At 71.4% G+C, this 24,443-nt stretch carries 25 protein-coding genes and 1 tRNA gene; 14 read left to right on the forward strand and 12 right to left on the reverse strand.

What is annotated here, in order from left to right; all coding sequences use genetic code 11:
• Nucleotides 1-115 precede the first annotated feature (115 nt).
• Nucleotides 116-1,837 (forward strand): hypothetical protein, encoded by a 1,722-nt coding sequence (locus ACIQVI_RS24180; RefSeq protein WP_403599282.1) that lies wholly within the window; start codon nt 116-118, stop codon nt 1,835-1,837.
• A gap of 15 nt (nt 1,838-1,852) precedes the next feature.
• Here ACIQVI_RS24180 and ACIQVI_RS24185 read toward each other — a convergent pair whose 3' ends face one another.
• Both ACIQVI_RS24185 and ACIQVI_RS24190 read right to left on the reverse strand, forming a co-directional pair.
• Nucleotides 1,853-2,173 (reverse strand): hypothetical protein, encoded by a 321-nt coding sequence (locus tag ACIQVI_RS24185; RefSeq protein ID WP_351969364.1) that lies wholly within the window; start codon nt 2,171-2,173, stop codon nt 1,853-1,855.
• 179 nt (nt 2,174-2,352) lie between these two features.
• Nucleotides 2,353-2,874 (reverse strand): hypothetical protein, encoded by a 522-nt coding sequence (locus ACIQVI_RS24190; protein WP_403599286.1) that lies wholly within the window; start codon nt 2,872-2,874, stop codon nt 2,353-2,355.
• Between the two features lie 105 nt (nt 2,875-2,979).
• Here ACIQVI_RS24190 and ACIQVI_RS24195 point away from each other — a divergent pair, with 105 nt between their 5' ends.
• Complete coding sequence (locus tag ACIQVI_RS24195) at nt 2,980-3,189, forward strand: hypothetical protein (protein ID WP_403599289.1); 210 nt, start codon at nt 2,980-2,982, stop codon at nt 3,187-3,189.
• Nucleotides 3,190-3,305: 116 nt separating this feature from the next.
• On the opposite strand, the gene ACIQVI_RS24200 is transcribed toward ACIQVI_RS24195, so the two are convergent.
• Nucleotides 3,306-4,430, reverse strand: a complete 1,125-nt coding sequence (locus tag ACIQVI_RS24200; RefSeq protein WP_403599292.1) for a questin oxidase family protein — start codon at nt 4,428-4,430, stop codon at nt 3,306-3,308.
• A 58-nt stretch (nt 4,431-4,488) separates the two neighbouring features.
• Here ACIQVI_RS24200 and ACIQVI_RS24205 point away from each other — a divergent pair, with 58 nt between their 5' ends.
• Both ACIQVI_RS24205 and ACIQVI_RS24210 read left to right on the forward strand, forming a co-directional pair.
• Nucleotides 4,489-4,968, forward strand: coding sequence for a MarR family winged helix-turn-helix transcriptional regulator (locus tag ACIQVI_RS24205; protein ID WP_403599295.1), 480 nt, complete (start codon nt 4,489-4,491; stop codon nt 4,966-4,968).
• 161 nt (nt 4,969-5,129) lie between these two features.
• The gene (locus tag ACIQVI_RS24210; protein WP_403599298.1) at nt 5,130-5,345 is read left to right on the forward strand and encodes a DUF6243 family protein; all 216 of its coding nucleotides are present in this window, start codon (nt 5,130-5,132) and stop codon (nt 5,343-5,345) included.
• 108 nt (nt 5,346-5,453) lie between these two features.
• Here the strand turns inward: ACIQVI_RS24210 and ACIQVI_RS24215 are convergent.
• A tRNA-Gly gene (locus ACIQVI_RS24215) sits at nt 5,454-5,524 on the reverse strand.
• 410 nt (nt 5,525-5,934) lie between these two features.
• Here ACIQVI_RS24215 and dcd point away from each other — a divergent pair.
• Together dcd and ACIQVI_RS24225 are read left to right on the forward strand one after the other, a co-directional pair.
• Nucleotides 5,935-6,510, forward strand: coding sequence for a dCTP deaminase (gene dcd / locus ACIQVI_RS24220; RefSeq protein ID WP_351969340.1), 576 nt, complete (start codon nt 5,935-5,937; stop codon nt 6,508-6,510).
• Between the two features lie 13 nt (nt 6,511-6,523).
• On the forward strand, nt 6,524-7,021 hold the full coding sequence (locus ACIQVI_RS24225; RefSeq protein ID WP_121830310.1) for a phosphoribosyltransferase: 498 nt from the start codon (nt 6,524-6,526) through the stop codon (nt 7,019-7,021).
• Nucleotides 7,022-7,092: 71 nt separating this feature from the next.
• Here the strand turns inward: ACIQVI_RS24225 and ACIQVI_RS24230 are convergent, their stop codons facing one another.
• The 3 genes from ACIQVI_RS24230 to ACIQVI_RS24240 form a co-directional block, all read right to left on the reverse strand.
• Nucleotides 7,093-7,974 carry a Yip1 family protein gene (locus ACIQVI_RS24230; RefSeq protein ID WP_403599302.1) on the reverse strand — a complete coding sequence of 294 codons (882 nt, stop codon included), beginning with the start codon at nt 7,972-7,974 and terminating at the stop codon, nt 7,093-7,095.
• A gap of 132 nt (nt 7,975-8,106) precedes the next feature.
• The gene (locus tag ACIQVI_RS24235; RefSeq protein WP_351969338.1) at nt 8,107-10,368 is read right to left on the reverse strand and encodes a (Fe-S)-binding protein; all 2,262 of its coding nucleotides are present in this window, start codon (nt 10,366-10,368) and stop codon (nt 8,107-8,109) included.
• Between the two features lie 130 nt (nt 10,369-10,498).
• On the reverse strand, nt 10,499-10,996 hold the full coding sequence (locus tag ACIQVI_RS24240) for a sugar transferase (RefSeq protein ID WP_403599305.1): 498 nt from the start codon (nt 10,994-10,996) through the stop codon (nt 10,499-10,501).
• Nucleotides 10,997-12,242: 1,246 nt separating this feature from the next.
• Here ACIQVI_RS24240 and dnaK point away from each other — a divergent pair.
• Genes dnaK through ACIQVI_RS24260 form a run of 4 tightly spaced genes read left to right on the forward strand, consistent with a single transcriptional unit; the run spans nt 12,243 to nt 16,406 of the window.
• Nucleotides 12,243-14,093: a molecular chaperone DnaK gene (gene dnaK / locus ACIQVI_RS24245; protein WP_403599308.1), complete on the forward strand. Its 1,851-nt coding sequence runs from the start codon at nt 12,243-12,245 to the stop codon at nt 14,091-14,093.
• The gene (gene grpE, locus ACIQVI_RS24250; RefSeq protein WP_351969336.1) at nt 14,090-14,752 is read left to right on the forward strand and encodes a nucleotide exchange factor GrpE; all 663 of its coding nucleotides are present in this window, start codon (nt 14,090-14,092) and stop codon (nt 14,750-14,752) included. The genes dnaK and grpE overlap by 4 nt, the downstream gene beginning before the upstream one ends.
• Before the next feature lie 30 nt (nt 14,753-14,782).
• Nucleotides 14,783-15,958 (forward strand): molecular chaperone DnaJ, encoded by a 1,176-nt coding sequence (gene dnaJ / locus ACIQVI_RS24255; protein WP_121830305.1) that lies wholly within the window; start codon nt 14,783-14,785, stop codon nt 15,956-15,958.
• A gap of 4 nt (nt 15,959-15,962) precedes the next feature.
• The gene (locus ACIQVI_RS24260) at nt 15,963-16,406 is read left to right on the forward strand and encodes a heat shock protein transcriptional repressor HspR (protein ID WP_121830304.1); all 444 of its coding nucleotides are present in this window, start codon (nt 15,963-15,965) and stop codon (nt 16,404-16,406) included.
• A 68-nt stretch (nt 16,407-16,474) separates the two neighbouring features.
• On the opposite strand, the gene ACIQVI_RS24265 is transcribed toward ACIQVI_RS24260, so the two are convergent.
• Entirely contained in the window at nt 16,475-16,954 is a 480-nt protein-coding gene (locus ACIQVI_RS24265; RefSeq protein ID WP_403599799.1) for a hypothetical protein, read from the reverse strand.
• Between the two features lie 17 nt (nt 16,955-16,971).
• The gene (locus tag ACIQVI_RS24270; RefSeq protein ID WP_121830302.1) at nt 16,972-17,952 is read right to left on the reverse strand and encodes a helix-turn-helix transcriptional regulator; all 981 of its coding nucleotides are present in this window, start codon (nt 17,950-17,952) and stop codon (nt 16,972-16,974) included.
• Nucleotides 17,953-18,084: 132 nt separating this feature from the next.
• On the opposite strand from ACIQVI_RS24270, the gene ACIQVI_RS24275 reads away from it, so the two are divergent.
• Nucleotides 18,085-18,402, forward strand: coding sequence for a hypothetical protein (locus ACIQVI_RS24275; protein WP_403599313.1), 318 nt, complete (start codon nt 18,085-18,087; stop codon nt 18,400-18,402).
• 8 nt (nt 18,403-18,410) lie between these two features.
• Nucleotides 18,411-18,728, forward strand: coding sequence for a (2Fe-2S)-binding protein (locus ACIQVI_RS24280; RefSeq protein ID WP_053649837.1), 318 nt, complete (start codon nt 18,411-18,413; stop codon nt 18,726-18,728).
• A gap of 140 nt (nt 18,729-18,868) precedes the next feature.
• Here the strand turns inward: ACIQVI_RS24280 and ACIQVI_RS24285 are convergent, their stop codons facing one another.
• Nucleotides 18,869-19,273: a pyridoxamine 5'-phosphate oxidase family protein gene (locus tag ACIQVI_RS24285; protein ID WP_403599316.1), complete on the reverse strand. Its 405-nt coding sequence runs from the start codon at nt 19,271-19,273 to the stop codon at nt 18,869-18,871.
• A gap of 145 nt (nt 19,274-19,418) precedes the next feature.
• Between ACIQVI_RS24285 and clpB the strand changes: the two genes are divergently transcribed.
• A complete protein-coding gene (clpB, locus tag ACIQVI_RS24290) occupies nt 19,419-22,013 on the forward strand; it encodes an ATP-dependent chaperone ClpB (protein ID WP_403599319.1) in 2,595 nt (864 codons plus the stop codon).
• Between the two features lie 30 nt (nt 22,014-22,043).
• Here clpB and ACIQVI_RS24295 read toward each other — a convergent pair whose 3' ends face one another.
• Entirely contained in the window at nt 22,044-22,490 is a 447-nt protein-coding gene (locus ACIQVI_RS24295) for a hypothetical protein (RefSeq protein ID WP_403599322.1), read from the reverse strand.
• Nucleotides 22,491-22,595: 105 nt separating this feature from the next.
• On the opposite strand from ACIQVI_RS24295, the gene ACIQVI_RS24300 reads away from it, so the two are divergent.
• Nucleotides 22,596-23,129 (forward strand): YbjN domain-containing protein, encoded by a 534-nt coding sequence (locus ACIQVI_RS24300; protein ID WP_121830297.1) that lies wholly within the window; start codon nt 22,596-22,598, stop codon nt 23,127-23,129.
• Between the two features lie 66 nt (nt 23,130-23,195).
• Here the strand turns inward: ACIQVI_RS24300 and ACIQVI_RS24305 are convergent, their stop codons facing one another.
• A complete protein-coding gene (locus ACIQVI_RS24305) occupies nt 23,196-24,365 on the reverse strand; it encodes a pyridoxal phosphate-dependent aminotransferase (protein ID WP_351969331.1) in 1,170 nt (389 codons plus the stop codon).
• Nucleotides 24,366-24,443 lie beyond the last annotated feature (78 nt).

The raw sequence follows: 24,443 nt of genomic DNA on the forward strand, positions 1-24,443 counted from the left end.
TCGGCCGGATCGCGCCGTCCCACGGGCCGTTGTCAGTGCGCACCGCCAGTATTTCTCTCCCGGCCCCGTCCGAAGCGGACGGAGGAGCCGAGGGCAAAAGGAGAGGAGACGGACGATGGCGGGCCTTCTGAACGCCCTTGTACAAGCGCGGCGCTCCGGCCGGGCGACGGCGTCGGCGGCGGTGCCGCCGCAGTGGAGCGGGCCCGGAACGGGCGGGCCCGACCCCGGCCCGCCCGACGGCGGCGGCACCCCGGCGAACGGGGCGACCACCGCCGCCACCCAGCGCGTCCGGCTGATCGTCGAGGGGCCGGACGACCCGGACGAGACGGAGCGCGCGGTCGAGGCCCTGGGCTCCCGGCCCGGCTGGAAGACACGGCCCGCGCGGCCGCACGACAGGGTGGCGACGGCGGACGGCCGCGTCGTCCTGGTGGTGGACGCCCTCGCGTACGGGCAGCGCAGGACGGCGGTCGACGCGGTCCGCGCGCAGGTGACCGACCTGCTCGGGAAACCGCCGGTCGACTTCCGGATCCGCGAGGCCAGGCTCGTCCGGCACGAGGAGGAGCGGGGCACCACGCTGGTCCGGGTGGTACGGCGCACCCCGCCGGGCTCGGGAGGGTTCCGCCGCTGGCTCGGACGCCACCTGGAGGCCCTGGGCGGAGCCGACACGGGTCACGTGCTGACCGTTCCGTTCCTCCCCGGCGAGGACGCCGAGCAGCTGAAGGCCCGGGTGAAGGAGCGGTGGGCGGAACTCACCCAGGGGGCCGAGGCCTTCGACGACGACTTCCACGACCTCCGCCTGTCCGTCGGACCGAAGCCGAGGCCGAGGCCGGAGGCGGAGGAGCCGCCGTCGCCGCGCACCGGCCTGCGACGCCTCTGGCCGGTGGCGTCGGCGTTCCTCGCCTTCCCCGTTCCCCTGGCGTGCGCCTGGGTGCTCGCCTCGTTCTCCTCGCCGTGGCGCTTCCTGGCGCTGCTCGCGCCCCTCGCGGCCTTCGGTCCGGTGGGCTACTGGATCACGTCGAACGAGCCCCGGCCCCGGCTGCTGCGCCTCGCGTGCGGGGCGATCGTCGTGGGCGGCTTCACCTGGGTGACGTACGCGTGGCTGGCGAACAGCCCCGCGGGGTTCGGATCCCAGCTCTGGGGGATGGGCCAGGCCCTGCTGATACTGGCGACCGCCGTCGGCTGCTGGCACGCCTTCTCCCGCTCCTGGCTGAGCCGCAACCTGCTGCTGCTCCTGCCCCTGCTCCTCGCCCCGCTCCCGTTCGTCCTCCCCTGGGTCGGCTCCTTCCTCCACACCGCCTACCTGGAAGAGGTGCTGGGGATCCCCGAATCCGCCGTGCACGTCTCCTTCTACTGGCGCTACTTCGTGGCCCTCAAGCCGGTGGCGCTGGCCCTCGCGATCACCCTGGTCTTCGTGGCCCTCTACGGCTGGATCAAGTACTTCAACCCGCACATCGCGCAGAGCGCCATGGTGATCGGCATGTTCCCCCTCCTCGTCCTGGTCGCCGTCCTCAGCACGGCGGACCTGACCCTGAAGGAGGTCCAGGCCGCCGCCGAGCGCACGTACCTGGCCGCGACCAGGGGGGAGCGGCCCCCGTCCTACTTCGGCATCGACGGGCGACTGGTGTGCGTGCGGCCGGTCGAGCCGGACAAACCGTTCTCCGTCCACCCCGGCCCGCCCCCGACGGGCCGACCGGTCCTGGTCTTCCCCCGGGAAGGCGACGACCTGTGGGTCTGGGACCCCTCTCCCGCACGGGGCCGTCTCTCCAGCGATCACGCCGTCCGCATGAGGGCCGAGGACGTCTCCCTCCACCCGGCGACCGGCACGACGTGCCCGTGACGACGGACACCGTTCCTACTGCGTCGCGTCGCAGCTCTCGCACCGGCTCACGGCCACCCGCTCGACGTTCCCCCCGGTGGCGCGGAGCGGATGCGAGGACGCGAGACGACGCCACGCCCCGGGGGACGGCGCGGCCACCCAGCCGTAACGGGGCGCCCGGACGTCGGCCGGCTCGATGTGCCCGCAGCCGGGGAGGTGCGCCTTGCCGCTGGGGTGGATGATGATCGTGGCCGCCGGCCAGTCGCCCCATTCACCGGTGACGGACCCGCCACCACGCGGCGCGCGCGGAGCGCAGTCCGCGCAGTTGTGCATCTCGTGTCGCTCGCAGTACCGCATGGCCCCACCCTGTCAGGCGCCGAGCCGCCGCTCGACACGATCGAGCCAACTCCGGCACCCGGCCGCCTCAATCCCCCCCGGGCGGCATCCCGGTGCGGTCCCGCCACGACCAGCGGCGACGCGCGGCTCCTCGTGACACACCCTCCGGGCCGCGTACGCACGGTGGCCCGGACCCCTCGTCAGGCCGCTTCCCAACCCGAGCAGTCGTGTACGGAGAGCTCGGCCACGGCGGTGCCCCGCACCTGTTCGAGGGCGGCGACGTAGGGCGGGGTGTCCGGCCGGGGCGTGCAGAACGTGACGTAGGCGGTCAGGAGGTCTTCGTCGAGACCGCCGGGCGACAGCGAGACGTACGCCCGCACCGCGTCGTCGCGGAAACGGTCCCGTGCCGCGCACAGACAGGCGGCGGCGTACGCCAGGCACCGGCGCAGCAACGCGTCCGCCCGTTCGTCCGCGGCGGCGGGCCCGGTGGGGAGGTCGTGGTCCGTCATTCCGCGACCGTTGACCGTGGTCTCCTCCGCCAGGCGGTCGAAGGCGGCCACGGCCGGGACGAGGAGCAGAGCGGTCAGCACCCGCGCACCACTCCCCGTCACCGACCAGCCCCGCTCCACGACCTCCCGGAACATCGGGGGAACGTCCGACGGGGAGAGACCGGCCGGGTCCACGCCCTCCAAGAGCTTCCTCATCTGCTGGTTGGTGCGCACGTCCACCCTTCACCGAGTACGGCGAGACCCTTCCCGACGCCCGTGACGAATCCCGGACCGATCGCACCCGGCGCCGCTGTCAGTGTCTCCTCCTAGGGTCACCGCATGACGACATTCCGTTCCGGTTTCACGCTCTGGAAGATGGTCCACGAGGCACGTGAACTCACCGAACACCCGAGCGTGACGGAACGCGTCGACGCGGTGCTGGACATCATGGGCCCCGCCTGGGGTGATCACCGCAGGCGACCTGATCATCAATCGCGCCGAGGCGACATGGCTGTCCTCCTGCCTCGCCGCCTCCCGCCACCTGCGTGAGAAGCGCGGCTGACGCGTCGCCCCGAGGAGGGACGACGAAGAAGGACCGGGCCGGTGACCCGGCAAACGCCTCCGGTGACCTCGTGCGCGCTCGAACCGGTGGTGTCGGACGCGCGTCACGAGGCGACCCCCCGGACCCCGCCGCCGTCGTCGAGCCGGGTGACGCGGCGCTGTGCGGCGAAGGCGGCGGCCGGGTAGCGGGGGTCGGGGTGGAGGGCGTACTCGCGCAGGCAGGCCTCGGTGAACTTGATGACGTGCTCGTCGCCGTGCTCGGCGGCGCGGGCGCCCAGTTCGTCCAGCGGCGGAAGGTCCGGTGAATCCGACCGCCAGGCGTCCGTGCCCTCGTCGCGCCGGTCCGAGGTGAAGACGAGCAGGAACGCCGACTGCACCTGCCAGAGCCGGGCCAGCGTCGGCTCGTGCAGCGCGGGCGGCAGGTGCGGGAGGACGAGGCGGACGGCGGCGGGGGCCGTGACGCCGTGGATCAGCGGGACGGGGTACACCTCGGGGTGGCCGAGGTAGACGTCGGCGAACTGGACCGTCATCTCGCTCAGCAGCCGGGACGCCTGCCGTGGCGCCAGCGCCTCCAAGGAGTCCCCGTAGCCGGGGAGTTCGGCGAGCGTGTCCAGGCGGTGGCGGCCGGTGTCCGGTCCCGCCGGGCCGTCGAGCGGTACGCGGGGCAGCGCGGCGACCGCCTCGGACAGCTCGTGGGTGCCGCGCAGCCGCGGCCGGCCGGGGAGTTCGCGGTAGCGGGCCGCCCAGTAGGCCAGGCCCCGGGCCAGCTCCCCCCGCTGGAGCGCCGTGGCTCCGTCGCCGGCCACGTCCAGGCCGCGTACGGCGTGCGCGGTGCGGATGACCCCGTGCGTCAGGCCCGCGAAGAGCCCCGGGAGCAGGCGGGGCCACCAGCGCGCGAGCACCTCGCGCCAGGGGTCCCCGGCCAGTTCGCGGAGGAAGAGCCGCTCCCAGTCCCCGGCCCGCCGGAAGGCGCCGAGGGCGGGACGCCACGAGGACTCGTCCGCGGGATCCAGGGCGAAGCGGGCGGCGGGGGGCTCGTGGTGCTCCATCGCCTTCCGGTAGCGCCCCACCCACCGGGCGACCTCGTCCGTCTGCCCGAGCAGGGCGAGCGCCTCGGCGCCCATCGGGCCGTGGTTGGCGAGGTCCACCCCCTGCCCCCGCTCGTACCCCAGGTCGTCCAGGCGTTCCAGTGCGTCGTTGAGCGCATCGCTGTAGCTGATCGACGGCATGAGCAAACCCTTCGGAGATACAAACGGTTTGGATATCCGAACCATATACACTTATAGAATGCCGCAGAGTGGGAACGCCGGGAAGATGGCCCCGGAACAGCTTGAAGTCGCCGGTCTCGTACCGCTGTTGGAGCCGTTCTTCCGGGGCTCGGTCGTACGTGACCTGATGCCGGAGCCGCTGCGGGACGCCATGGAGGCGCACGGCCTGACGCCGCGTCACGGCGCCGTACTGCCCCAACTCCTCGCGGGCCGGCCCCTGGTCGTCAGCGAGATCGCCCGCCGGCTCCAGGTGTCTCTCCCCACCGCCAGCGAACTGGTCGGAGCCCTGAGCCGCGCCGGCATCGTCGAGCGCACCGAGGACCCGACGAACCGCCGCCGCGTCCTGGTCACCCTGTCCGAGGAGTACCGCCCACCCCTCGAAACCTTCGTCGTCCGCCGCGTCGCCCCCCTCCTGCGCGCTCTGGAGGGCCTGACCCCCGAGGAGAGGGCGGGCTTCCTGGCGGGACTCACGGCCTGGGTTGGCGAAGTACAGAAGTGACCGCGGCCCCCTCGGCCACCGTCGTACGGGCCACCGGGACCGGGTAACGTCTCCGGCATGTTCTTCCGGACGCCGACGTACGGGGGAGAGCGTGAGGGGCCCCGCCGGCGCCCCGCACCGATGGATCCGCAGATCACCTCACCTCACCACCGGGAGAACCCGTGACCGACAGCAAGAACATCAACAACCCCGTGGGCCAGGGCGGCGGCCAGCGCAAGAAGCTGTCCCGCGCCGAACGCCAGAACAACGGCCCCCACCGCAACCTCGACCGCAAGGGCGCCGCCGACCGCAAGGCGGAGCTGGCACGCAAGATGCGCGAGAAGACCCACGGCACCGAGACCGCCGCCCGGACGGACGACGACACCACCCAGGACTGACGCCCACCGGCGGACTTCCACCTTGGCGGCCCCGGACCGGCCCGAGCAACCCCGACCGACTCCGGCAACGACGAAGCCCCAGGTCGCTGACCTGGGGCTTCGTAGAAGAGCGGATGACGGGAATCGAACCCGCGCTATAAGCTTGGGAAGCTCATGTTCTACCATTAAACTACATCCGCACAGCGGCCCAATGATCCCTGCCGCATCGTTGCACACTGTACCCCATGCGCCACTTGAGGCGAAGCCGCAGGCCCCCCGGGCGTGTGCGGAGTGCCGTCGCGGGAAGAGGGGGGTCGGTCCCCTAGGGTGGCGGTCTCGTTCACCGCATCGGTAGGGGAAGGGACTTGATGGGTTCCGTGGAGCGCACCGTCGTCCGTTGTGCCGAGGGGCACGTGTTCAGTACCGCCTCGTTCCCGCTCCAGCAGCTCGGGGCCGGGCGGATCGGGCCCGGGCGGCTCATCCGGTGTCCGCGGTGTGCGCGGCTGCGGCACGCGGTGCCGGTGGAGCTCGAACGGCGCTGAGCCGGGAGCGCCGGGGCGCGGGCCCCGCCGATTGGGGCAGGTCCGCGCCCCCTGCGTATCGTGGGGGCGTGCTTCTCTCAGACAAGGACATCCGGGCCGAGATCGATGCCGGACGGGTGCGCATCGACCCGTACGACGAATCCATGGTGCAGCCCTCGAGCATCGACGTGAGGCTTGACCGCTTCTTCCGGGTGTTCGAGAACCACCGCCACCCGCACATCGACCCCGCCATCGAGCAGCTCGACCTGACGCGCGAGGTCGAGCCGGAGGGCGACGAGGCGTTCATCCTCCACCCGGGCGAGTTCGTGCTCGCCTCCACCTACGAGGTCATCACCCTCCCGGACGACATCGCGTCCCGCCTCGAGGGGAAGAGTTCCCTCGGGCGGCTCGGGCTCGTGACGCACTCGACCGCCGGGTTCATCGACCCCGGCTTCTCCGGGCACGTGACCCTGGAGCTGTCGAACCTCGCGACCCTGCCGATCAAGCTCTGGCCGGGGATGAAGATCGGCCAGCTGTGCATGTTCCGGCTGAGCTCGCCCGCCGAGTTCCCCTACGGGAGCGAGCGGTACGGCTCGCGGTACCAGGGCCAGCGGGGGCCGACGGCCTCCCGGTCCTTCATGAACTTCCATCGGACCCAGGTGTGAGGCGGTCGCAGGCATGAGTGAAGTACGCGAGAACCTGACGTACGAGGGGTTCGGGCAGGCCGTCCGCGAGCTGGCGCAGACCATCGCCGACGACGGCTACGAGCCCGACGTCGTGCTCTCCATCGCCCGCGGCGGCGTCTTCGTCGCCGGCGGTCTGGCCTACGCCCTCGACTGCAAGAACATCCACCTCGTGAACGTGGAGTTCTACACCGGCGTCGGGACCACCCTGGAGATGCCGGTCATGCTGGCGCCCGTCCCCAACGCGATCGACTTCAGCGACAAGAAGGTGCTCATCGCCGACGACGTCGCGGACACCGGCAAGACCCTGAAGCTCGTCCACGACTTCTGCGTCGACCACGTCGCCGAGGTCCGCTCGGCCGTCATCTACGAGAAGTCCCACTCCCTCGTGAAGTGCGAGTACGTGTGGAAGAAGACCGACGAGTGGATCAACTTCCCCTGGTCGGTCGAGCCGCCCGTCGTCCGCCGCGAGGGTCAGGTGCTCGACGCCTGAGCCGGCAGTGAGCGAACGCGAGAAGGCCCCCGCCGACAACCCGGCGGGGGCCTTCTCCGTGTTCGTACGCGTTACAGCGTGCCCAGCTTGATCAGGCTCAGCAGTGCCGCCAGCTGGATCGCCGAGGCGCCCAGGGCCTTCGGCCAGGGCAGGTCGTGGGAGCGGCTCACCATGAGGGTGAAGAGGGCGCCCGCCGCCAGCCAGGTCAGCCAGCCGACGACCTGGACCAGGCCGTTCTCGCCGCCGAGGAAGAGGGCGAAGACGAGCCGGGGCGCGTCCGTGATCGACATGATCAGCATCGACAGGCCGACGGTCGGCTGCCAGGCGCCGTCGCCGCCCAGCTGGCGGGCCAGGGTGTGGGTGACCGCGCCCAGGATCAGGCCGCCGAGGACGAAGCCGAGGGCGGTCATCAGGACGTACGGGATCGCCGTCGACAGGGTCGCGTTGATCGCCTCGTCGCGGGCCTTGTCGAAGCCGAAGATCGCGAGCAGGCCGTAGAGGAAGGTGACGACCAGCGCCGGGCCCCAGACGGCGTGGTCCCGCGTCCGCAGGAACGTGTCCGCGGGGCGCAGCACGATGCCGCTCAGGAGGGCCTTCCAGTGGAGCCGGGGGCCCGTCGGGACGGGCGCCGCGCCGGAGTGGTGGTCCGTGGCGGGGCCGTACGGGTCGTCCACGCTGAACATCTGGGTGTGGCCCGGGTTGTTCGCCGTGGCGGCGTGCGGGTGCTGGGGCTGCTGCCCGTAGGGGTCGCCGAAGTACTCCGGCTCCCCGTAGGGCTGCTGGCCCTGCTGGCCGCCGCCCTGCTGCCCGTACGGCGGCTGCCCCTGGCCCTGCTGGGGCCACTGCTGCCGTGCGTGGGGCGGCGGGGCCGCGTTGTACCCGTACGGCGCCTGCTGCGGTCGTTGTTGCGGGGGGCGGTTGTCCCGGCCGCGTCCGTTCCTGAATCCAGCCACGTCAATGAACGTACCCGCTTCCGCCGGTCGGGCGCGCCTTTGCGGCTGACCTGTGACATCCCCTAAGGGACGGTACGTACGGGAAAGGCCGCCCCGCGCGGAGGCGGGACGGCCGTTCTCGTGATCGGGTGCTTACGCGGCGGGCTCGGGCTCCGGCGCGGTCTCCTCCGCCGGCTCCGGGTCGACCGGGGTCTTCACCGAGTCCAGGAGGAGCTGGGCGACGTCCACGACGGTCACGGACTCCTTGGCCTTGCCGTCGTTCTTCTTGCCGTTGACCGAGTCGGTCAGCATGACGAGGCAGAAGGGGCAGGCGGTGGAGACGATGTCCGGGTTGAGGGACAGGGCCTCCTCGACGCGCTCGTTGTTGATGCGCTTGCCGATCCGCTCCTCCATCCACATCCGGGCGCCGCCGGCGCCGCAGCAGAAGCCGCGCTCCTTGTGGCGGTGCATCTCCTGCTGGCGCAGGCCGGGGACGGCGGACATGATCTCGCGCGGAGGCGTGTAGACCTTGTTGTGCCGGCCCAGGTAGCAGGGGTCGTGGTAGGTGATGAGGCCCTCGACCGGGGTCACCGGGATCAGCTTGCCCTCGTCGATGAGGTGCTGGAGCAGCTGGGTGTGGTGGATGACCTCGTAGTCGCCGCCGAGCTGCGGGTACTCGTTGGCGATGGTGTTGAAGCAGTGCGGGCAGGTCGAGACGATCTTCTTCGCCGACTTCGGCTTCTTCGTCGACTCGTCCTCGTCGTCCTCGCCGAACGCCATGTTCAGCATGGCGACGTTCTCCTGGCCGAGCTGCTGGAACAGCGGCTCGTTGCCCAGGCGGCGGGGGGAGTCGCCGGTGCACTTCTCCTCGCCGCCCATGATCGCGAACTTGACGCCCGCGATGTGGAGGAGCTCGGCGAAGGCCTTCGTCGTCTTCTTGGCGCGGTCTTCCAGGGCGCCGGCGCAGCCGACCCAGTACAGGTAGTCGACCTCGGAGAGGTCCTCGACGTCCTTGCCGACGATCGGGACCTCGAAGTCGACCTCCTTGGTCCACTCGACGCGCTGCTTCTTCGCCAGGCCCCAGGGGTTGCCCTTCTTCTCCAGGTTCTTGAGCATCGTGCCCGCCTCGGACGGGAACGCGGACTCGATCATCACCTGGTAGCGGCGCATGTCGACGATGTGGTCGATGTGCTCGATGTCGACCGGGCACTGCTCGACGCAGGCGCCGCAGGTGGTGCAGGACCACAGGACGTCCGGGTCGATGACGCCGTTCTCCTCGGCGGTGCCGATGAGGGGGCGCTCGGCCTCGGCCAGGGCGGCCGCGGGGACGTCCTTCAGCTGCTCCTCGGTGGCCTTCTCGTCGCCCTCCACGGTCTTGCCGCCGCCCGCGAGCAGGTAGGGCGCCTTGGCGTGCGCGTGGTCGCGCAGCGACATGATGAGGAGCTTGGGGGAGAGGGGCTTGCCGGTGTTCCAGGCGGGGCACTGCGACTGGCAGCGGCCGCACTCGGTGCAGGTGGAGAAGTCGAGCAGGCCCTTCCAGGAGAACTGCTCGACCTGGGAGACGCCGAAGACGGCGTCCTCGGCCGGGTCCTCCCAGTCGATCTCCTTGCCGGCGGTGGTCATCGGCTGGAGGGCGCCGAGGGCGGTGGAGCCGTCGGCCTTGCGCTTGAACCAGATGTTCGGGAAGCCGAGGAAGCGGTGCCAGGCCACACCCATGTTGGTGTTGAGCGAGACGACGATCATCCAGACGAACGAGGTGCTGATCTTCACCATGGCGGTGAAGTAGATGAGGTTCTGCAGCACCGGCAGGCTCAGGCCCTTGAAGGCCAGGACGAGCGGGTACGAGGCGAAGTACGCGGCCTCGTAGTGCTCGACGTGGTGGATCGCGCCCTCCAGGCCGCGCAGCACGTAGATCGCGAGGCCGATGGTGAGGATGACGTACTCGACGAAGTACGCCTGGCCCGCCTTGGAGCCGGCGAAGCGCGACTTGCGGCCGGCCCGGCCCGGGAGGCTGAGGAGGCGGATCACGATCAGGGCCGCGATGCCGAGGATCGTCATGACGCCGATGAACTCGATGTAGAGCTCGAACGGCAGGAAGCCGCCGATCACCGGCAGCGTCCAGTCGGCCTGGAAGAGCTGGCCGAAGGCCTGCGCCAGGGTCGGCGGCAGGGTCAGGAAGCCGACCGCGACGAACCAGTGGGCGAAGCCGACGATGCCCCAGCGGTTCATGCGCGTGTGGCCGAGGAACTCCCTGACCAGGGTGACGCTGCGCTGGTACGGGTTGTCGGTACGGGTTCCGGCCGGGACGGGCTGGCCCAGCTTGAAGTACCGGACGAACTGGCCGATGGCGCGGGCCAGCAGGGCAACGCCGACCACGGTCAGCGTCAGCGACACGATGATCGCGGCGAGTTGCATGTCGGGCTCCTCGGGCGGGCCCGCTCAGTGCCTGAGCTGAGGCCTACTAAGCGGTAACTTATTTAGTCCGTGCTGAGATTACCCGTTCGGGGCCGGGTGATGCAGGGGCCCTCGCGGTGATCTGTGTCGCTCAGGCAACCCTTGCCGGGCGGCTCGCCGCGCGGCGTCTGCGCACTGCTGGAAGCGTACGCGCCAGGATGAGCAGGTCCGTCCCCAGCCAGTGGTGGTCCACGTAGTGGAGGTCGAGCAGCTCCCGCTCCTCCCACGGCAGGTCCGAACGTCCGCTGATCTGCCACGGCCCGGTCAGCCCCGGCCGTACGGAGAGCCGGCGGCGTCCCTCGCCCGCGCACTCCCGGTGGCCCGGGGTCAGCGGACACGGCCCGACCAGCGACATCCGGCCCGTCACGACGTGCAGCAGCAGGGGCAGCGCGGCCAGCGGGCTCCTGGTCCGGAAGGTCAGCATCGTGAAGACCCGCCCCTCCAGCCCCGCCACGGTCCTGCGACGCAGCACCCCGCGCCCGGGCGCCCCCGACCCGAGCGCGACGGAAAGGGCGACGATGCCGAGCAGCGGCGCGAGAAGGAGGAGCAGCGCGAGCCCACCCAGGAGATCGAACACGCGCTTGGACACGGCGCCCTTGCGGGGGGCTGGTCTTTTGTTGGGTGCCGGGACCCTGCCGGGTGTCGGCTCCTCGCCGGGCGCCGACCTCCTGCCCGGCATCGATCCCTCGCCGGGCGTCGGTCCCCTGCTCGATGTCGGCCCTTCCCCGGGCGCCGGCCCCGTGCTCGGTGTCGGTTCCTCGCCGGCTGTCGGGCTCCTGTCAGGTCCCGGCTTCCTGCTGGGCGCCAGCTCCTCGCCGGAGATCGGCCCTCCGCCGGATGGCGACCGCCTGTCGGGCGTGGGCCCTTCGCCGGGCGCCGGCCTCCTGCCGGTTGCCGGATCCTCGTCGGACATTGGCTCTCTGTCGGGTGTCGGCTCCCCGCTGGACGGCGACCGCCTGTCGGGCGCCAGCCCCTCACCGACCGCTGGACCTCTGCCGGGCCCCGGCCTCCGGTCGGGTGTCGGCTTCTCGCTGGGCGTCGGCCCTCTGCCAGGTACCGGCCTCCTGTCAGGCACTGACCCCCCGCCGGGCGCGGGACCCTCGCCGGGCACCACCTCCTCGCCGGGCGCTGCACCCCTGTCGGGTGCCGGTCTGTCATCGGGGGCGGCGGGCTCTCCGTCAGACGTCAGCCCCTCACCGCGGGCTCGCCCTCCACCGGGCGTCAGCCCCTCGTCGGTCCCAGGCTCCCCGCCGGGGGCCGGAACCCGACCGACCACCGCCCCCTCGGCGGCCGACGCGTCCGAACCGTCCGCCGCGCCTCCGGCGACCAGCGCACCCCCGGCAGACACCGTCTCTCCAGCAGCCACCGCGTCCCGACCGCCGGCCGCGCCCCCGGCAGCCACCGCGTCCCGACCGACCACCGCGCCCTCAGCAGCCACCGCGCCCTCAGCAGCCACCGCGCCCCCGGCAACCATCGGGCCCCCGGCGACCACCGTGCCCCCGGCACCCACCGAGCCGCCCCCGGCGGCCACCGCGGCCGCCTCGCCCGTCGTCCCCCTGTCCGTACCGGCCGTCATTCCCCCACATCCTTCCGCGTGAGAATCATGGGATATTCGTGGGATATGCCTGCTTTGCCCGGGAAGGGGCACCCGGACTCTCTCACGGGTCGCCCCGCGGGGAGGGGGATGACGCGCTTTTCCGCCCGTAGGGGTGGGGGTCTGAGTGGACGGGCGGGTGAAGAGTTGAGTCGGGGCGGCTCAGGTCTGTTGACTCGGGGAGGGGTGTCGTGCATCCTTGAGTCAGTACCACTCAAGTCAGTCAGCTGGAGGAATCGAAATGGCACGTGCGGTCGGCATCGACCTGGGCACGACTAACTCCGTCGTCAGCGTTCTGGAAGGCGGCGAGCCCACCGTCATCACCAACGCCGAGGGCGCCAGGACCACGCCGTCCGTCGTCGCCTTCGCGAAGAACGGCGAGGTGCTCGTCGGCGAGGTGGCCAAGCGTCAGGCCGTCACCAACGTCGACAGGACCATCCGGTCGGTCAAGCGCCACATGGGCACCGACTGGAAGATCGAGATCGACGGCAAGAACTTCAACCCGCAGCAGATGAGCGCCTTCATCCTGCAGAAGCTGAAGCGGGACGCCGAGGCCTACCTGGGCGAGAAGGTCGTCGACGCGGTCATCACCGTCCCGGCGTACTTCAACGACTCCGAGCGCCAGGCCACCAAGGAGGCCGGTGAGATCGCGGGCCTCAACGTCCTGCGCATCGTCAACGAGCCGACCGCCGCCGCCCTGGCCTACGGCCTCGACAAGGACGACCAGACGATCCTCGTCTTCGACCTCGGTGGCGGCACCTTCGACGTGTCCCTCCTGGAGATCGGCGACGGCGTCGTCGAGGTGAAGGCCACCAACGGTGACAACCACCTCGGTGGCGACGACTGGGACCAGCGCGTCGTCGACTACCTGGTGACGCAGTTCCAGAACGGCCACGGCGTGGACCTGGCCAAGGACAAGATGGCCCTCCAGCGCCTCCGCGAGGCGGCCGAGAAGGCCAAGATCGAGCTCTCGTCCTCGACCGAGACCACGATCAACCTGCCCTACATCACGGCCTCCGCCGAGGGCCCGCTGCACCTGGACGAGAAGCTCACGCGCGCCCAGTTCCAGCAGCTGACCTCGGACCTCCTGGAGCGCTGCAAGGTCCCGTTCCACAACGTCATCAAGGACGCGGGCATCGCCCTCTCCGAGATCGACCACGTCGTCCTCGTCGGCGGCTCGACCCGTATGCCCGCCGTCGCCGAGCTCGTCAAGGAGCTGACCGGCGGCCAGGACGCCAACAAGGGCGTCAACCCGGACGAGGTCGTCGCCATCGGCGCCGCCCTCCAGGCCGGTGTCCTCAAGGGCGAGGTCAAGGACGTCCTGCTCCTCGACGTGACCCCGCTGTCCCTCGGCATCGAGACCAAGGGCGGCATCATGACCAAGCTCATCGAGCGCAACACCACGATCCCGACCAAGCGGTCCGAGATCTTCACGACGGCCGAGGACAACCAGCCGTCCGTGCAGATCCAGGTCTACCAGGGCGAGCGCGAGATCGCGGCGTACAACAAGAAGCTCGGCATGTTCGAGCTGACCGGCCTCCCGCCGGCCCCGCGCGGCGTCCCGCAGATCGAGGTCGCCTTCGACATCGACGCCAACGGCATCATGCACGTGACCGCGAAGGACCTGGGCACGGGCAAGGAGCAGAAGATGACCGTCACCGGCGGCTCCTCGCTGCCGAAGGACGAGGTCGACCGGATGCGCCAGGAGGCCGAGCAGTACGCGGACGAGGACCACCGCCGCCGCGAGGCCGCCGAGTCCCGCAACCAGGGCGAGCAGCTCGTCTACCAGACCGAGAAGTTCCTCAAGGACAACGAGGACAAGGTCCCGGGCGACGTCAAGACCGAGGTCGAGGCCGCCCTCGCCGAGCTGAAGGAGAAGCTCAAGGGCGAGGACACCGCCGAGATCCGCACCGCCACCGAGAAGGTCGCGGCCGTCTCGCAGAAGCTCGGCCAGGCGCTCTACGCCGACGCCCAGGGCGCCCAGGCGGCCGGCGGCGACGCGGGTGCCGGTGCCGGTCAGGCGAAGGCCGACGACGACGTCGTCGACGCCGAGATCGTGGACGACGAGCCCAAGAAGGGTGGCCAGGCGTGACCGAGGAGACCCCGGGCTTCGAGGAGAAGCCCGACGTCCCCTCCGGCGCCACCCCTGACGACGCCGCCGAGGCCGTCGAGAACTCCGCCCAGGAGGACGCGACGGCCCCGGCCGGGGACGCAAGCAACCAGAAGCCGGCCGGTGACGCGGGCCTCACGGCCCAGCTGGACCAGGTGCGCTCCGCGCTCGACGAGCGCACCGCGGACCTCCAGCGGCTCCAGGCCGAGTACCAGAACTACCGCCGCCGCGTGGAGCGGGACCGGGTCACGGTCAAGGAGATCGCCGTCGCGAGCCTCCTGTCCGAGCTCCTTCCCGTGCTCGACGACGTCGGCCGGGCCCGGGACCACGGCGAGCTCGTGGGCGGGTTCAAGTCGGTGGCCGAATCGCTGGAGACCGTCGTCGCCAAGATGGGTCTGCAGCAGTTCGGCAAGGAGGGCGAGCCCTTCGACCCGACGATCCACGAGGCCCTGATGCACTCGTACGCGCCGGACGTCACCGAGACGACCTGCGTGGCGATCCTGCAGCCCGGGTATCGGATCGGCGAGCGGACCATCCGGCCCGCGCGCGTGGCCGTCGCCGAGCCCCAGCCGGGCGCGGCCCCGGCCAAGGACGAGAAGAAGTCGGCCGACGAGGAGAGCGGTGCCCCCGACGAGGGGTGACGCAACGATCGTCCGGAAGGAGGGACGTCGATGAGCACGAAGGACTTCGTCGAGAAGGACTACTACAAGGTCCTCGGCGTCCCCAAGGACGCCACCGAGGCCGAGATCAAGAAGGCGTACCGGAAGCTCGCCCGCGAGAACCATCCGGACGCCAACAAGGGCGACACCAAGGCCGAGGAGCGCTTCAAGGAGATCTCCGAGGCGAACGACGTCCTCGGTGACCCCAAGCGGCGCAAGGAGTACGACGACGCCCGCGCGCTCTTCGGGAACGGCGGCCTGCGGGCCGGCGGTCCCGGGGGCGGCGGCTCGTTCAACTTCGACCTGGGCGACCTCTTCGGAGGCGCCCAGGGCGGGGCCGGCGGCTTCGGCGGCGGTGGCGGCGGCATCGGGGACGTCTTCGGCGGCCTCTTCAACCGCGGCGGGGGCGGCGCCCGCACCCAGCCGCGGCGCGGCCAGGACATCGAGTCCGAGGTGACCCTCAGCTTCACCGAGGCCATCGAGGGCGCGACCGTACCGCTGCGGATGTCCAGCCAGCAGCCGTGCACGGCGTGTTCGGGCACCGGCGACAAGAACGGCACGCCCCGGGTGTGCCCGACCTGCGTCGGCACGGGGCAGGTCTCGCGCGGCAGCGGCGGCGGCTTCTCGCTCACCGACCCCTGCGTGGACTGCAAGGGGCGCGGCCTCATCGCCGAGACCCCCTGCGACGTCTGCAAGGGCAGCGGCCGGGCCAAGTCCTCCCGCACCATGCAGGTCCGCATCCCGGCCGGGGTGAGCGACCACCAGAAGATCCGGCTGCGCGGCAAGGGCGCGCCGGGCGAGCGCGGCGGGCCCAACGGCGACCTGTACGTCGTGGTGCACGTCGACGCCCACCCGGTCTTCGGCCGCAAGGACGACAACCTCACCGTCACGGTGCCGGTCTCCTTCACGGAGGCGGCGCTCGGCGGCGAGGTCAAGGTGCCGACCCTCGGCGGCCCCGCGGTCACCCTCAAGCTGCCCGCGGGCACGCCGAACGGCCGGACCATGCGCGCCCGGGGCAAGGGCGCGGTCCGCAAGGACGGCACGCGCGGCGACCTGCTCGTCACGGTCGAGGTCGCCGTGCCGAAGGAGCTCGACGACAAGGCACGCGAGGCCCTGGAGACCTATCGCGAGGCGACGGCCTCCGAGGACCCGCGGGCCGAGCTGTTCCAGGCCGCGAAGGGAGCGTGACCCGGTGGAAGGGCGCCGACGCAATCCGTACGAACTGACCGACGAGTCGCCGGTGTACGTCATCTCGGTGGCGGCCCAGCTGTCCGGTCTGCATCCCCAGACCCTCCGTCAGTACGACCGGCTCGGTCTGGTCTCCCCGGACCGCACGGCGGGCCGGGGGCGGCGCTACTCGGCCCGTGACATCGAACTGCTCCGCCAGGTGCAGCAGTTGTCGCAGGACGAGGGCATCAATCTGGCCGGGATCAAGCGCATCATCGAACTGGAGAACCAGGTCGCGGCGCTCCAGAGCCGGATCGCCGAGCTGTCGGCGGCGGTGGACGGCGCGGCGGCGGCGATGCGGCAGCGCGAGGCCCAGGTGCACGCCTCGTACCGGCGCGACCTCGTGCCGTACCAGGACGTGCAGCAGGCGAGCGCGCTGGTGGTCTGGCGCCCCAAGCGCGGCGAGTAGCCCCGTAGTTCATGCCGTGAGGCCCCCGTCACAGCCGTGGCGGGGGCCTCACGCGCGTCTTCGGAGGATCAGGGGATCAGCTCGGCCACGATGTCGCCGACCGTCTCCCACCAGGGGGCGGCCCCGGTGCCGAAGGCGGCGGCGAGGGCGGTGCCGACGGCGACGTCGAGCGGTTCGGGGGCGCGGTCCGGCAGCCACTCGGGGTCCACCCGCCCGTCCCCACTGGAGATCAGCGTGCCGAGCCGCCGCCCGTTCCGGGTGAGCCGGCTCTCCGCGTACGAGCAGGGGACGAGCCGGTGGCGGACCCCGCCGACGACGGCGTCCACCCGGTAGGAGCGGCGCAGCAGCCGTCCCCGGGCGGGGCGGAGGACGGCCGGGACGCCGTCCACGGTGAGCGCGAGGAGGGCGGCCTTGCGGGTGCCGATCGGCACGTGGTCCGCGGGCGCGGTCCCCGGGGCCCGTACGAGCTCCACGACGGGCAGTCCGGGTCCGGAGACCCGCAGGGTCCCGGCGGGGCCGTCGAGGTCGATCCGCACGTCCCCGTCCATCGATGTGTCCACGGTGGTCAGTCGTCCTGTTCGAGAATGCCCGACTGGGCGATCAGATAGCCGAGTTGGGCCCGGCTTCCGCTGCCGAGGGTGGCGGCGAGCTTGGCGATGTGGGCCCGGCAGGTCCGCACGTTCATCCCGAGCCGGCGGGCGATGGCCTCGTCCACGTACCCCTCGACGAGGAGCCGGGCGATGGAGCGCTGGACGCCGCCGATGCCGTCGGTCTTGATGTCGTACGGGATCTCCTCCCGGATCGGCACCGCCAGGCGCCAGAACTGGTCGAAGACGCCGCCGAGGTAGGCGACCAGGCCGGGGTGGCGCAGCTCCAGGGCGATCTGCCGGTCGCTGCGGGCCGGGATCAGGGCGACCTCGCGGTCCACGATGATCAGCCGGTCGATGATCTCCTCGAGGGTGCGGACCTGGACCTCGGGGCCGACGTGCTCCAGGTAGGTCAGGGTGAGTTCGGTGTGGCGCGCGGTGTGCTGGTAGAGGGTCCGCATGTTGATGCCGCGGCCCAGGAGCGGCGAGACCCGGTGGAGGGCCTCGGTCAGGGCCTGGGCGGGGCGGCCGCCGCCGGGCTGGACGGTGAGCAGTTCGCTGCGGCAGTTGGCGACGATCCGGTCCAGGCTCGCGTTGATGCGGTCGATGCCCTCGAGCACGGTGATGGCGTGTGTGGTCGGTGAGTCGTGGGCGCCGATGGCCATGAAAGGCTCGAAAGCGTCCGACAGGGCGACCGTGCGCCGGCGGCGGTCGAGGATTTCGCGCTCGATCGGCTGGAGCAGCTGGGCGAGGGCGGCCGACGGCGGAACCGGACGGAGCCACCGGGCGTCGTCGGGATCGGGATGGAGCAGGGACAGGTCCAGGAGGCAGGGCGCCTCGACCGTCTCTGACCGGGGTATTCGCCCCGTCCGCAGTGCGGACGCGTACAGCTCGGATCCTGCCGCGCAGAGTTCCGTATGCGAATGAGGGTGACCTGTCTCGTCCGCTTGTTTCCCCATATGTACACCCCCAGGCTCCTGCATCTCAGGAACATGATGCATGGGTTTGGTGGTGCAAGCGGAGAGAGTAAGCCATCGTCTTACTCGCGGGGGTTGGAAAGAGACGTTGCCTTCAAGTGAGGTTGCTCGGTGATGATGAAGAAGCTCATAAGTGCGGTGGCCGGAGTCGCCTTCATCGCGGCTGTCGCAGTGGGGGCCGTGGGCGTGACCCTGGACCCCGGCTGGCACGCGGAGCCGGCCACGGTGCGGGCCGCTGTGAACGACCCGGGCTGGCACCTGGCCCCCGCGAACGACCCGGGCTGGCACCTGGCCTCCACCACCGATCCCGGTTGGCACGTGGTCCCGGCCAACGACCCCGGTTGGCACGCGGAGCCCGCCACCACGGTGCGGGCCCTGGCGAGCGACCCGGGCTGGCACGTCGCCCCCGCCGCCGACCCCGGCTGGAGTTAAGCGGGATCATGAACGTTCCCGATGACCCCAGGTTCCGGCGGGAGATGGCCTCGGCCTACCGATCCGGATGGCACTTCGTCGACCTCGCCACGGCCATCCCCCACCGTGGTGACTCGCTGAAGGTCACGCTCTTCGGAGAGCCGATCGTCGTCGCGCGGGAGCAGGACGAGGACGTCCGCGCCTACCGGTGCCTGCGCCGCCCGCGCGGTGCCCCGCAGCCCATCCGCTGTGCCATCCGGTACGGCATGATCTTCGTCAACCTCGACCAGCGGGACCACCAGCTGATCGAACCCGAGACCATCACCGCCACCCCCCGCAGTGCCTGAGCGATCCCCCCGTCGTTGTAGGTCGCCCAGGTACTTCCCCCACACAGCGGCGCCATCGCGGACCTGAAACGCGATGGCGCCGCTGTGCTGCGCCCGTGTCTCCGCCGGGCGCCCGCGTTTTTTCCGGCCCCCGGTACGCGTCAGGCGCGGCCCATCGCCCGGGTGAGGGCGATCTCGATCACGACCCGGTCCGGGTTCGGGGCCGGCGTGCGGCCGTAGCGCTCCGCGTAGCGGGCGACGGCGTCCCCGACGACCTCCGGCTCCGTACGGATCCGGGCGACGCCCTCCAGGGTGGCCCAGCGCCCCTTGTCGACCTGGCAGACCGCGACCCGCGCGCCGTCTGTGCCCGCCGCCAGGACGTTGGCGACCTTCCGGCTGTTCTTGTTGGTGATCACGCGCGCGTACCCGCCCTCGGGGTCGTACGTGACGCCGACCGCGACCACGTGCGGGGTGCCGTCCGGGCGCGGGGTGGTCAGGGTGCACATGTGGTACTCGCGCCAGAAGCCGAGGTACGAGTCGGAGGGGTTCCTGGGATCCGTTGCCATGCCCGGAAACTACCCGGGGAGGACTCCCTCCGTTAACTTGAGCGGTATCGACTCAACTTTGTGTACTCTTGAGGAGTCACAGAAGTCGTGGAGCGGATCCGGGCGGATCCGCGAGGCACCCGCACGCCGAGGAGGAGCACCGCACATGGACGCCGAACTGACCAACAGGAGCCGGGACGCGATCAACGCGGCCACCAGCCGCGCCGTGTCCGAGGGACACCCGGACCTGACCCCGGCCCATCTGCTGCTCGCCCTCCTCGCCGGCCAGGACAACGAGAACATCACCGACCTGCTCGCCGCCGTCGAGGCCGACCAGGCGGCCGTGCGCGCCGAGGCCGAGCGGCTCCTCGCCGCTCAGCCCAGCGTCGCCGGCTCCACGGTCGCGCCCCCGCAGCCCAACCGCGAGCTGCTCGCGGTCATCGCGGACGCGGCCAAGCGGGCCAAGGAGCTCGGGGACGACTTCCTGTCCACCGAGCACCTCCTCATCGGCACCGCCGCCAAGGGCGGCCGGGCCGGTGAGATCCTCGACCGGCAGGGCGCGAGCGCGAAGAGGCTGCTTGACGCCTTCGAGACGAGCAGGGGAGGACGCCGGGTGACCACACCCGACCCGGAAGGGCAGTACAAGGCGCTGGAGAAGTTCGGCACGGACTTCACCGCCGCCGCGCGCGAGGGCAGGCTGGACCCGGTCATCGGCCGCGACCACGAGATCCGGCGCGTGGTCCAGGTGCTCTCCCGCCGCACCAAGAACAACCCGGTCCTCATCGGCGAGCCCGGCGTCGGCAAGACCGCCGTCGTCGAGGGCCTCGCCCAGCGGATCGTGAAGGGCGACGTCCCCGAGTCCCTGAAGAACAAGCGGCTCGTCTCGCTCGACCTCGGCGCGATGGTCGCCGGCGCGAAGTACCGCGGCGAGTTCGAGGAGCGCCTGAAGACCGTCCTCTCCGAGATCAAGGAGAGCGACGGCCAGATCATCACCTTCATCGACGAGCTGCACACGGTCGTCGGCGCGGGCGCCGGCGGCGACTCCGCCATGGACGCGGGCAACATGCTCAAGCCGATGCTGGCCCGCGGCGAGCTGCGCATGGTCGGCGCGACCACCCTGGACGAGTACCGCGAGCGGATCGAGAAGGACCCCGCCCTGGAGCGCCGCTTCCAGCAGGTCCTGGTCGCCGAGCCCACCGTCGAGGACACCATCGCGATCCTGCGCGGGCTCAAGGGCCGCTACGAGGCCCACCACAAGGTGCAGATCAACGACTCCGCCCTGGTGGCCGCCGCGACCCTCTCCGACCGGTACATCACCTCCCGCTTCCTGCCCGACAAGGCCATCGACCTGGTCGACGAGGCCGCCTCCCGGCTCCGCATGGAGATCGACTCGTCCCCGGTCGAGATCGACGAGCTCCAGCGCTCCGTGGACCGGCTCCGCATGGAGGAGCTGGCCCTCAAGAACGAGACCGACGAGGGCAGCAAGCAGCGCCTGGAGAAGCTGCGGCGCGACCTCGCGGACCGCGAGGAGGAGCTGCGCGGCCTCACCGCCCGCTGGGAGAAGGAGAAGCAGTCCCTCAACCGGGTCGGCGAGCTGAAGGAGCGCCTGGACGAGGCCCGCGGCCGCGCCGAGCGCGCCCAGCGCGACGGCGACTTCGACACCGCCTCCAAGCTGCTCTACGGGGAGATCCCGGCCCTGGAGCGGGAGCTGGAGGAGGCCTCCGAGGCCGAGGCGCAGCAGGAGACCTCGAAGGACACGATGGTCAAGGAGGAGGTCGGCCCCGACGACATCGCGGACGTGGTCGGCTCCTGGACCGGCATCCCCGCCGGCCGCCTCCTGGAGGGCGAGACGCAGAAGCTGCTCCGCATGGAGGACGAGCTCGGCAAGCGGCTCATCGGCCAGTCCGAGGCCGTGCGGGCCGTCTCCGACGCGGTGCGCCGCACCCGCGCCGGGATCGCCGACCCCGACCGGCCCACCGGCTCCTTCCTCTTCCTCGGCCCCACCGGCGTCGGCAAGACCGAGCTGGCGAAGGCGCTCGCGGACTTCCTCTTCGACGACGAGCGGGCCATGATCCGCATCGACATGTCGGAGTACGGCGAGAAGCACTCCGTCGCCCGGCTCGTCGGGGCGCCCCCCGGCTACGTCGGCTACGAGGAGGGCGGCCAGCTCACGGAGGCGGTCCGCCGCCGCCCGTACAGCGTGGTCCTGCTCGACGAGGTGGAGAAGGCGCACCCGGAGGTCTTCGACGTCCTGCTCCAGGTCCTGGACGACGGACGGCTGACCGACGGGCAGGGCCGGACGGTGGACTTCCGCAACACCATCCTGATCCTGACCTCGAACCTCGGCAGTCAGTTCCTGGTCGAGCCGACGACCTCGGAGGAGGTCAAGAAGCAGCAGGTTCTGGAGGTCGTGCGGGCCAGCTTCAAGCCGGAGTTCCTCAACCGGCTGGACGACCTGGTGGTCTTCTCGGCCCTCGACCGGGCCGAGCTGGGCCGGATCGCCCGGCTCCAGATCGACCGGCTCGCCCGGCGGCTCGCCGAGCGGCGCCTCACCCTGGACGTCACCCCGGAGGCCCTGGAGTGGCTGGCCGAGGAGGGCAACGACCCCGCGTACGGCGCCCGGCCGCTGCGCCGCCTGATCCAGACCGCGATCGGCGACCGGCTCGCCCGGGAGATCCTGGCGGGCGAGGTCCAGGACGGCGACACGGTCCGGGTGGACCGGGTCGGGGAGGGGCTGATCGTGGGCCCGGCGGCCCGCTAGGACCGGGGCCGGACGGGCCCCGGCCACAGGTCAGAGGTCGAAGGCCCTGACGCGTACGAGGGCGGTCTCCCCGTCCTCGTACGCGATCGAGACGTCCACGAACAGCACCTCGTCGTACGACGCCCGCACGCACACGTCTACCTCGCAGGAGTACGCGGTCTCCCCGGCCGGGTAGGTCGCGGCCAGCCACGCTCCGGCCCGGTCCGTCCGGAACGCGGCCTCGACCTGGGTGTCCTGGAAGTGCGCCGCCGTGCACCGGGCGTCCCGGGCGTCCGCCGGGAGCGTCCCCCGGGCGAATTCCATGGCCTCGGCGCAGTCGACCTGCTGCGCCCGGCCCATCTCGCTCCAGGCCATCGCGCCCCAGGCCAGCAGGGCCATCGGCCCGCCGCAGAACACGGTCACCACGATCGTGGCCCAGACCCAGGTCCACGGCCGCGCCTTCACCGGACCACGTTTCGCCGTCTGCTCTTCCCCCATGGGGGCAGATCTTGTCAGCCCGCAGCGGATCGCGGGAGCAGGGGTTGCCACGGACCGCCCGGGATGGGAGAGGATGGCGAGCATCCGTACGAAGGGAAATACACGGTGAGCATCGACCCGTCCTCGATTCCGAATTTCGGGGGCCAGCCCCAGCCTCAGGCCGCAGGACCGGCGGGCCCCGTCGTCCCCGACCAGGACCTCGTCAAGCAGCTCCTCGACCAGATGGAGCTGAAGTACGTCGTCGACGACGAGGGCGACCTCGCGGCGCCGTGGGAGGAGTTCCGCACCTACTTCATGTTCCGCGGCGAGGACGAGCAGCAGGTCTTCTCGGTCCGGACGTTCTACGACCGCCCGCACTCGGCCGACGACCGCGCGCGCGTCCTCGACGCGATCGACGACTGGAACCGCCGCACCCTGTGGCCCAAGGTCTACACCCACCTGCACGAGGAGGAGGACGGCTCCGCCACCCTCCGTCTCATCGGTGAGGCCCAGATGCTGATCGGCACCGGCGTCGCCCTGGAGCACTTCGTGTCCTCCACGGTCAGCTGGGTCCGCGCCTCCATCGAGTTCGACAAGTGGATCGTGGAGCAGTTCGGCCTGGAGTCCCCGGAGGACAAGACCGGCGGCGAAGAGGCCTGAGCCTCCCCCGCACCACGCCGAGGGCCCGGCCTCCCCGCACGGGGGAGCCGGGCCCTTCGCGCGTTCTCAGGCCAGCCGCTTGAGCCGGGAGACCGCCTCCTCCAGGACCTCGGTCTTCTTGCAGAAGGCGAAGCGGACGAAGGGGGCGCCCGCGTCGCGGTGGTCGTAGAAGACGGCGTTGGGGATGGCGACCACGCCGGCGCGCTCCGGGAGGGAGCGGCAGAAGGCGAAGCCGTCGGTGGCGCCCAGGGGCCGGATGTCGGTGGTGACGAAGTAGGTGCCGGACGGCCGGTAGACCCCGAAGCCCGCCTGCGCGAGGCCCCCGGCCAGCAGGTCCCGCTTGGCCGCCAGATCGGCGCGCAGGGCGTCGAAGTACGCGTCCGGGAGCCGGAGCGCCTCGGCGACCGCGTACTGGAACGGTCCGGCGGAGACGTAGGTGAGGAACTGCTTGGCCGAGCGGACGGCCGAGGTCAGCTCGGGGCTCGCGGTGATCCAGCCGACCTTCCAGCCGGTGAACGAGAACGTCTTGCCGGCCGAGGAGATGGTGACCGTGCGCTCCCGCATCCCCGGCAGGCTCGCGATCGGCACGTGCTCGGCGCCGTCGAAGACCAGGTGCTCGTAGACCTCGTCCGTGACGACCAGCAGGTCCCGCTCGACCGCCAGCTCGGCCACGGCCGTCAGCTCGGCCCGGGTCAGGACGGTGCCGGTGGGGTTGTGCGGGGTGTTGAGCAGGATCAGCCGCGTCCGGTCGGTGACGGCGGCCCGCAGCTCGTCCGGGTCGAGGACGTAGGCGCCCTCGTGGGGCCGGAGCGTGACCGGGACGCGGGTGCCGCCGGCCATCGCCACGCAGGCCGCGTACGAGTCGTAGTACGGCTCCAGGGCGATCACCTCGTCGCCCGGCTCGACCAGGGCGAGCAGCGCGGCCGCGATCGCCTCGGTGGCGCCCGCCGTGACGAGGACCTCCGCGTCGGGGTCGTACTCCAGGCCGTACCGCTCCCGCTGGTGGTCCGCGATCGCCGTCCGCAGCTCGGGGACGCCCGGACCCGGCGGGTACTGGTTGCCCCGGCCGTCCCGCAGGGCGCGCACCGCCGCCTCCCTGATCTCCTCCGGGCCGTCGGTGTCGGGGAAGCCCTGGCCGAGGTTGATCGCGCCGGTCTCGGCGGCGAGCGCGGACATCTCGGCGAAGATCGTCGTGCCGAACTCGGCGAGGCGGCGGTTGAGCGGCGGTCGTGTCATGCCCGCCATCCTGGGCCCAAGCTCTGGACTTGCTCAAGTGTGCTTTGGGCCGGGAGCGGCATGGGAATCTCCCTCGCA

Origin of the sequence: Streptomyces sp. NPDC098101, assembly GCF_044760185.1 — a bacterium.
Classification (GTDB): Bacteria; Actinomycetota; Actinomycetes; order Streptomycetales; family Streptomycetaceae; genus Streptomyces.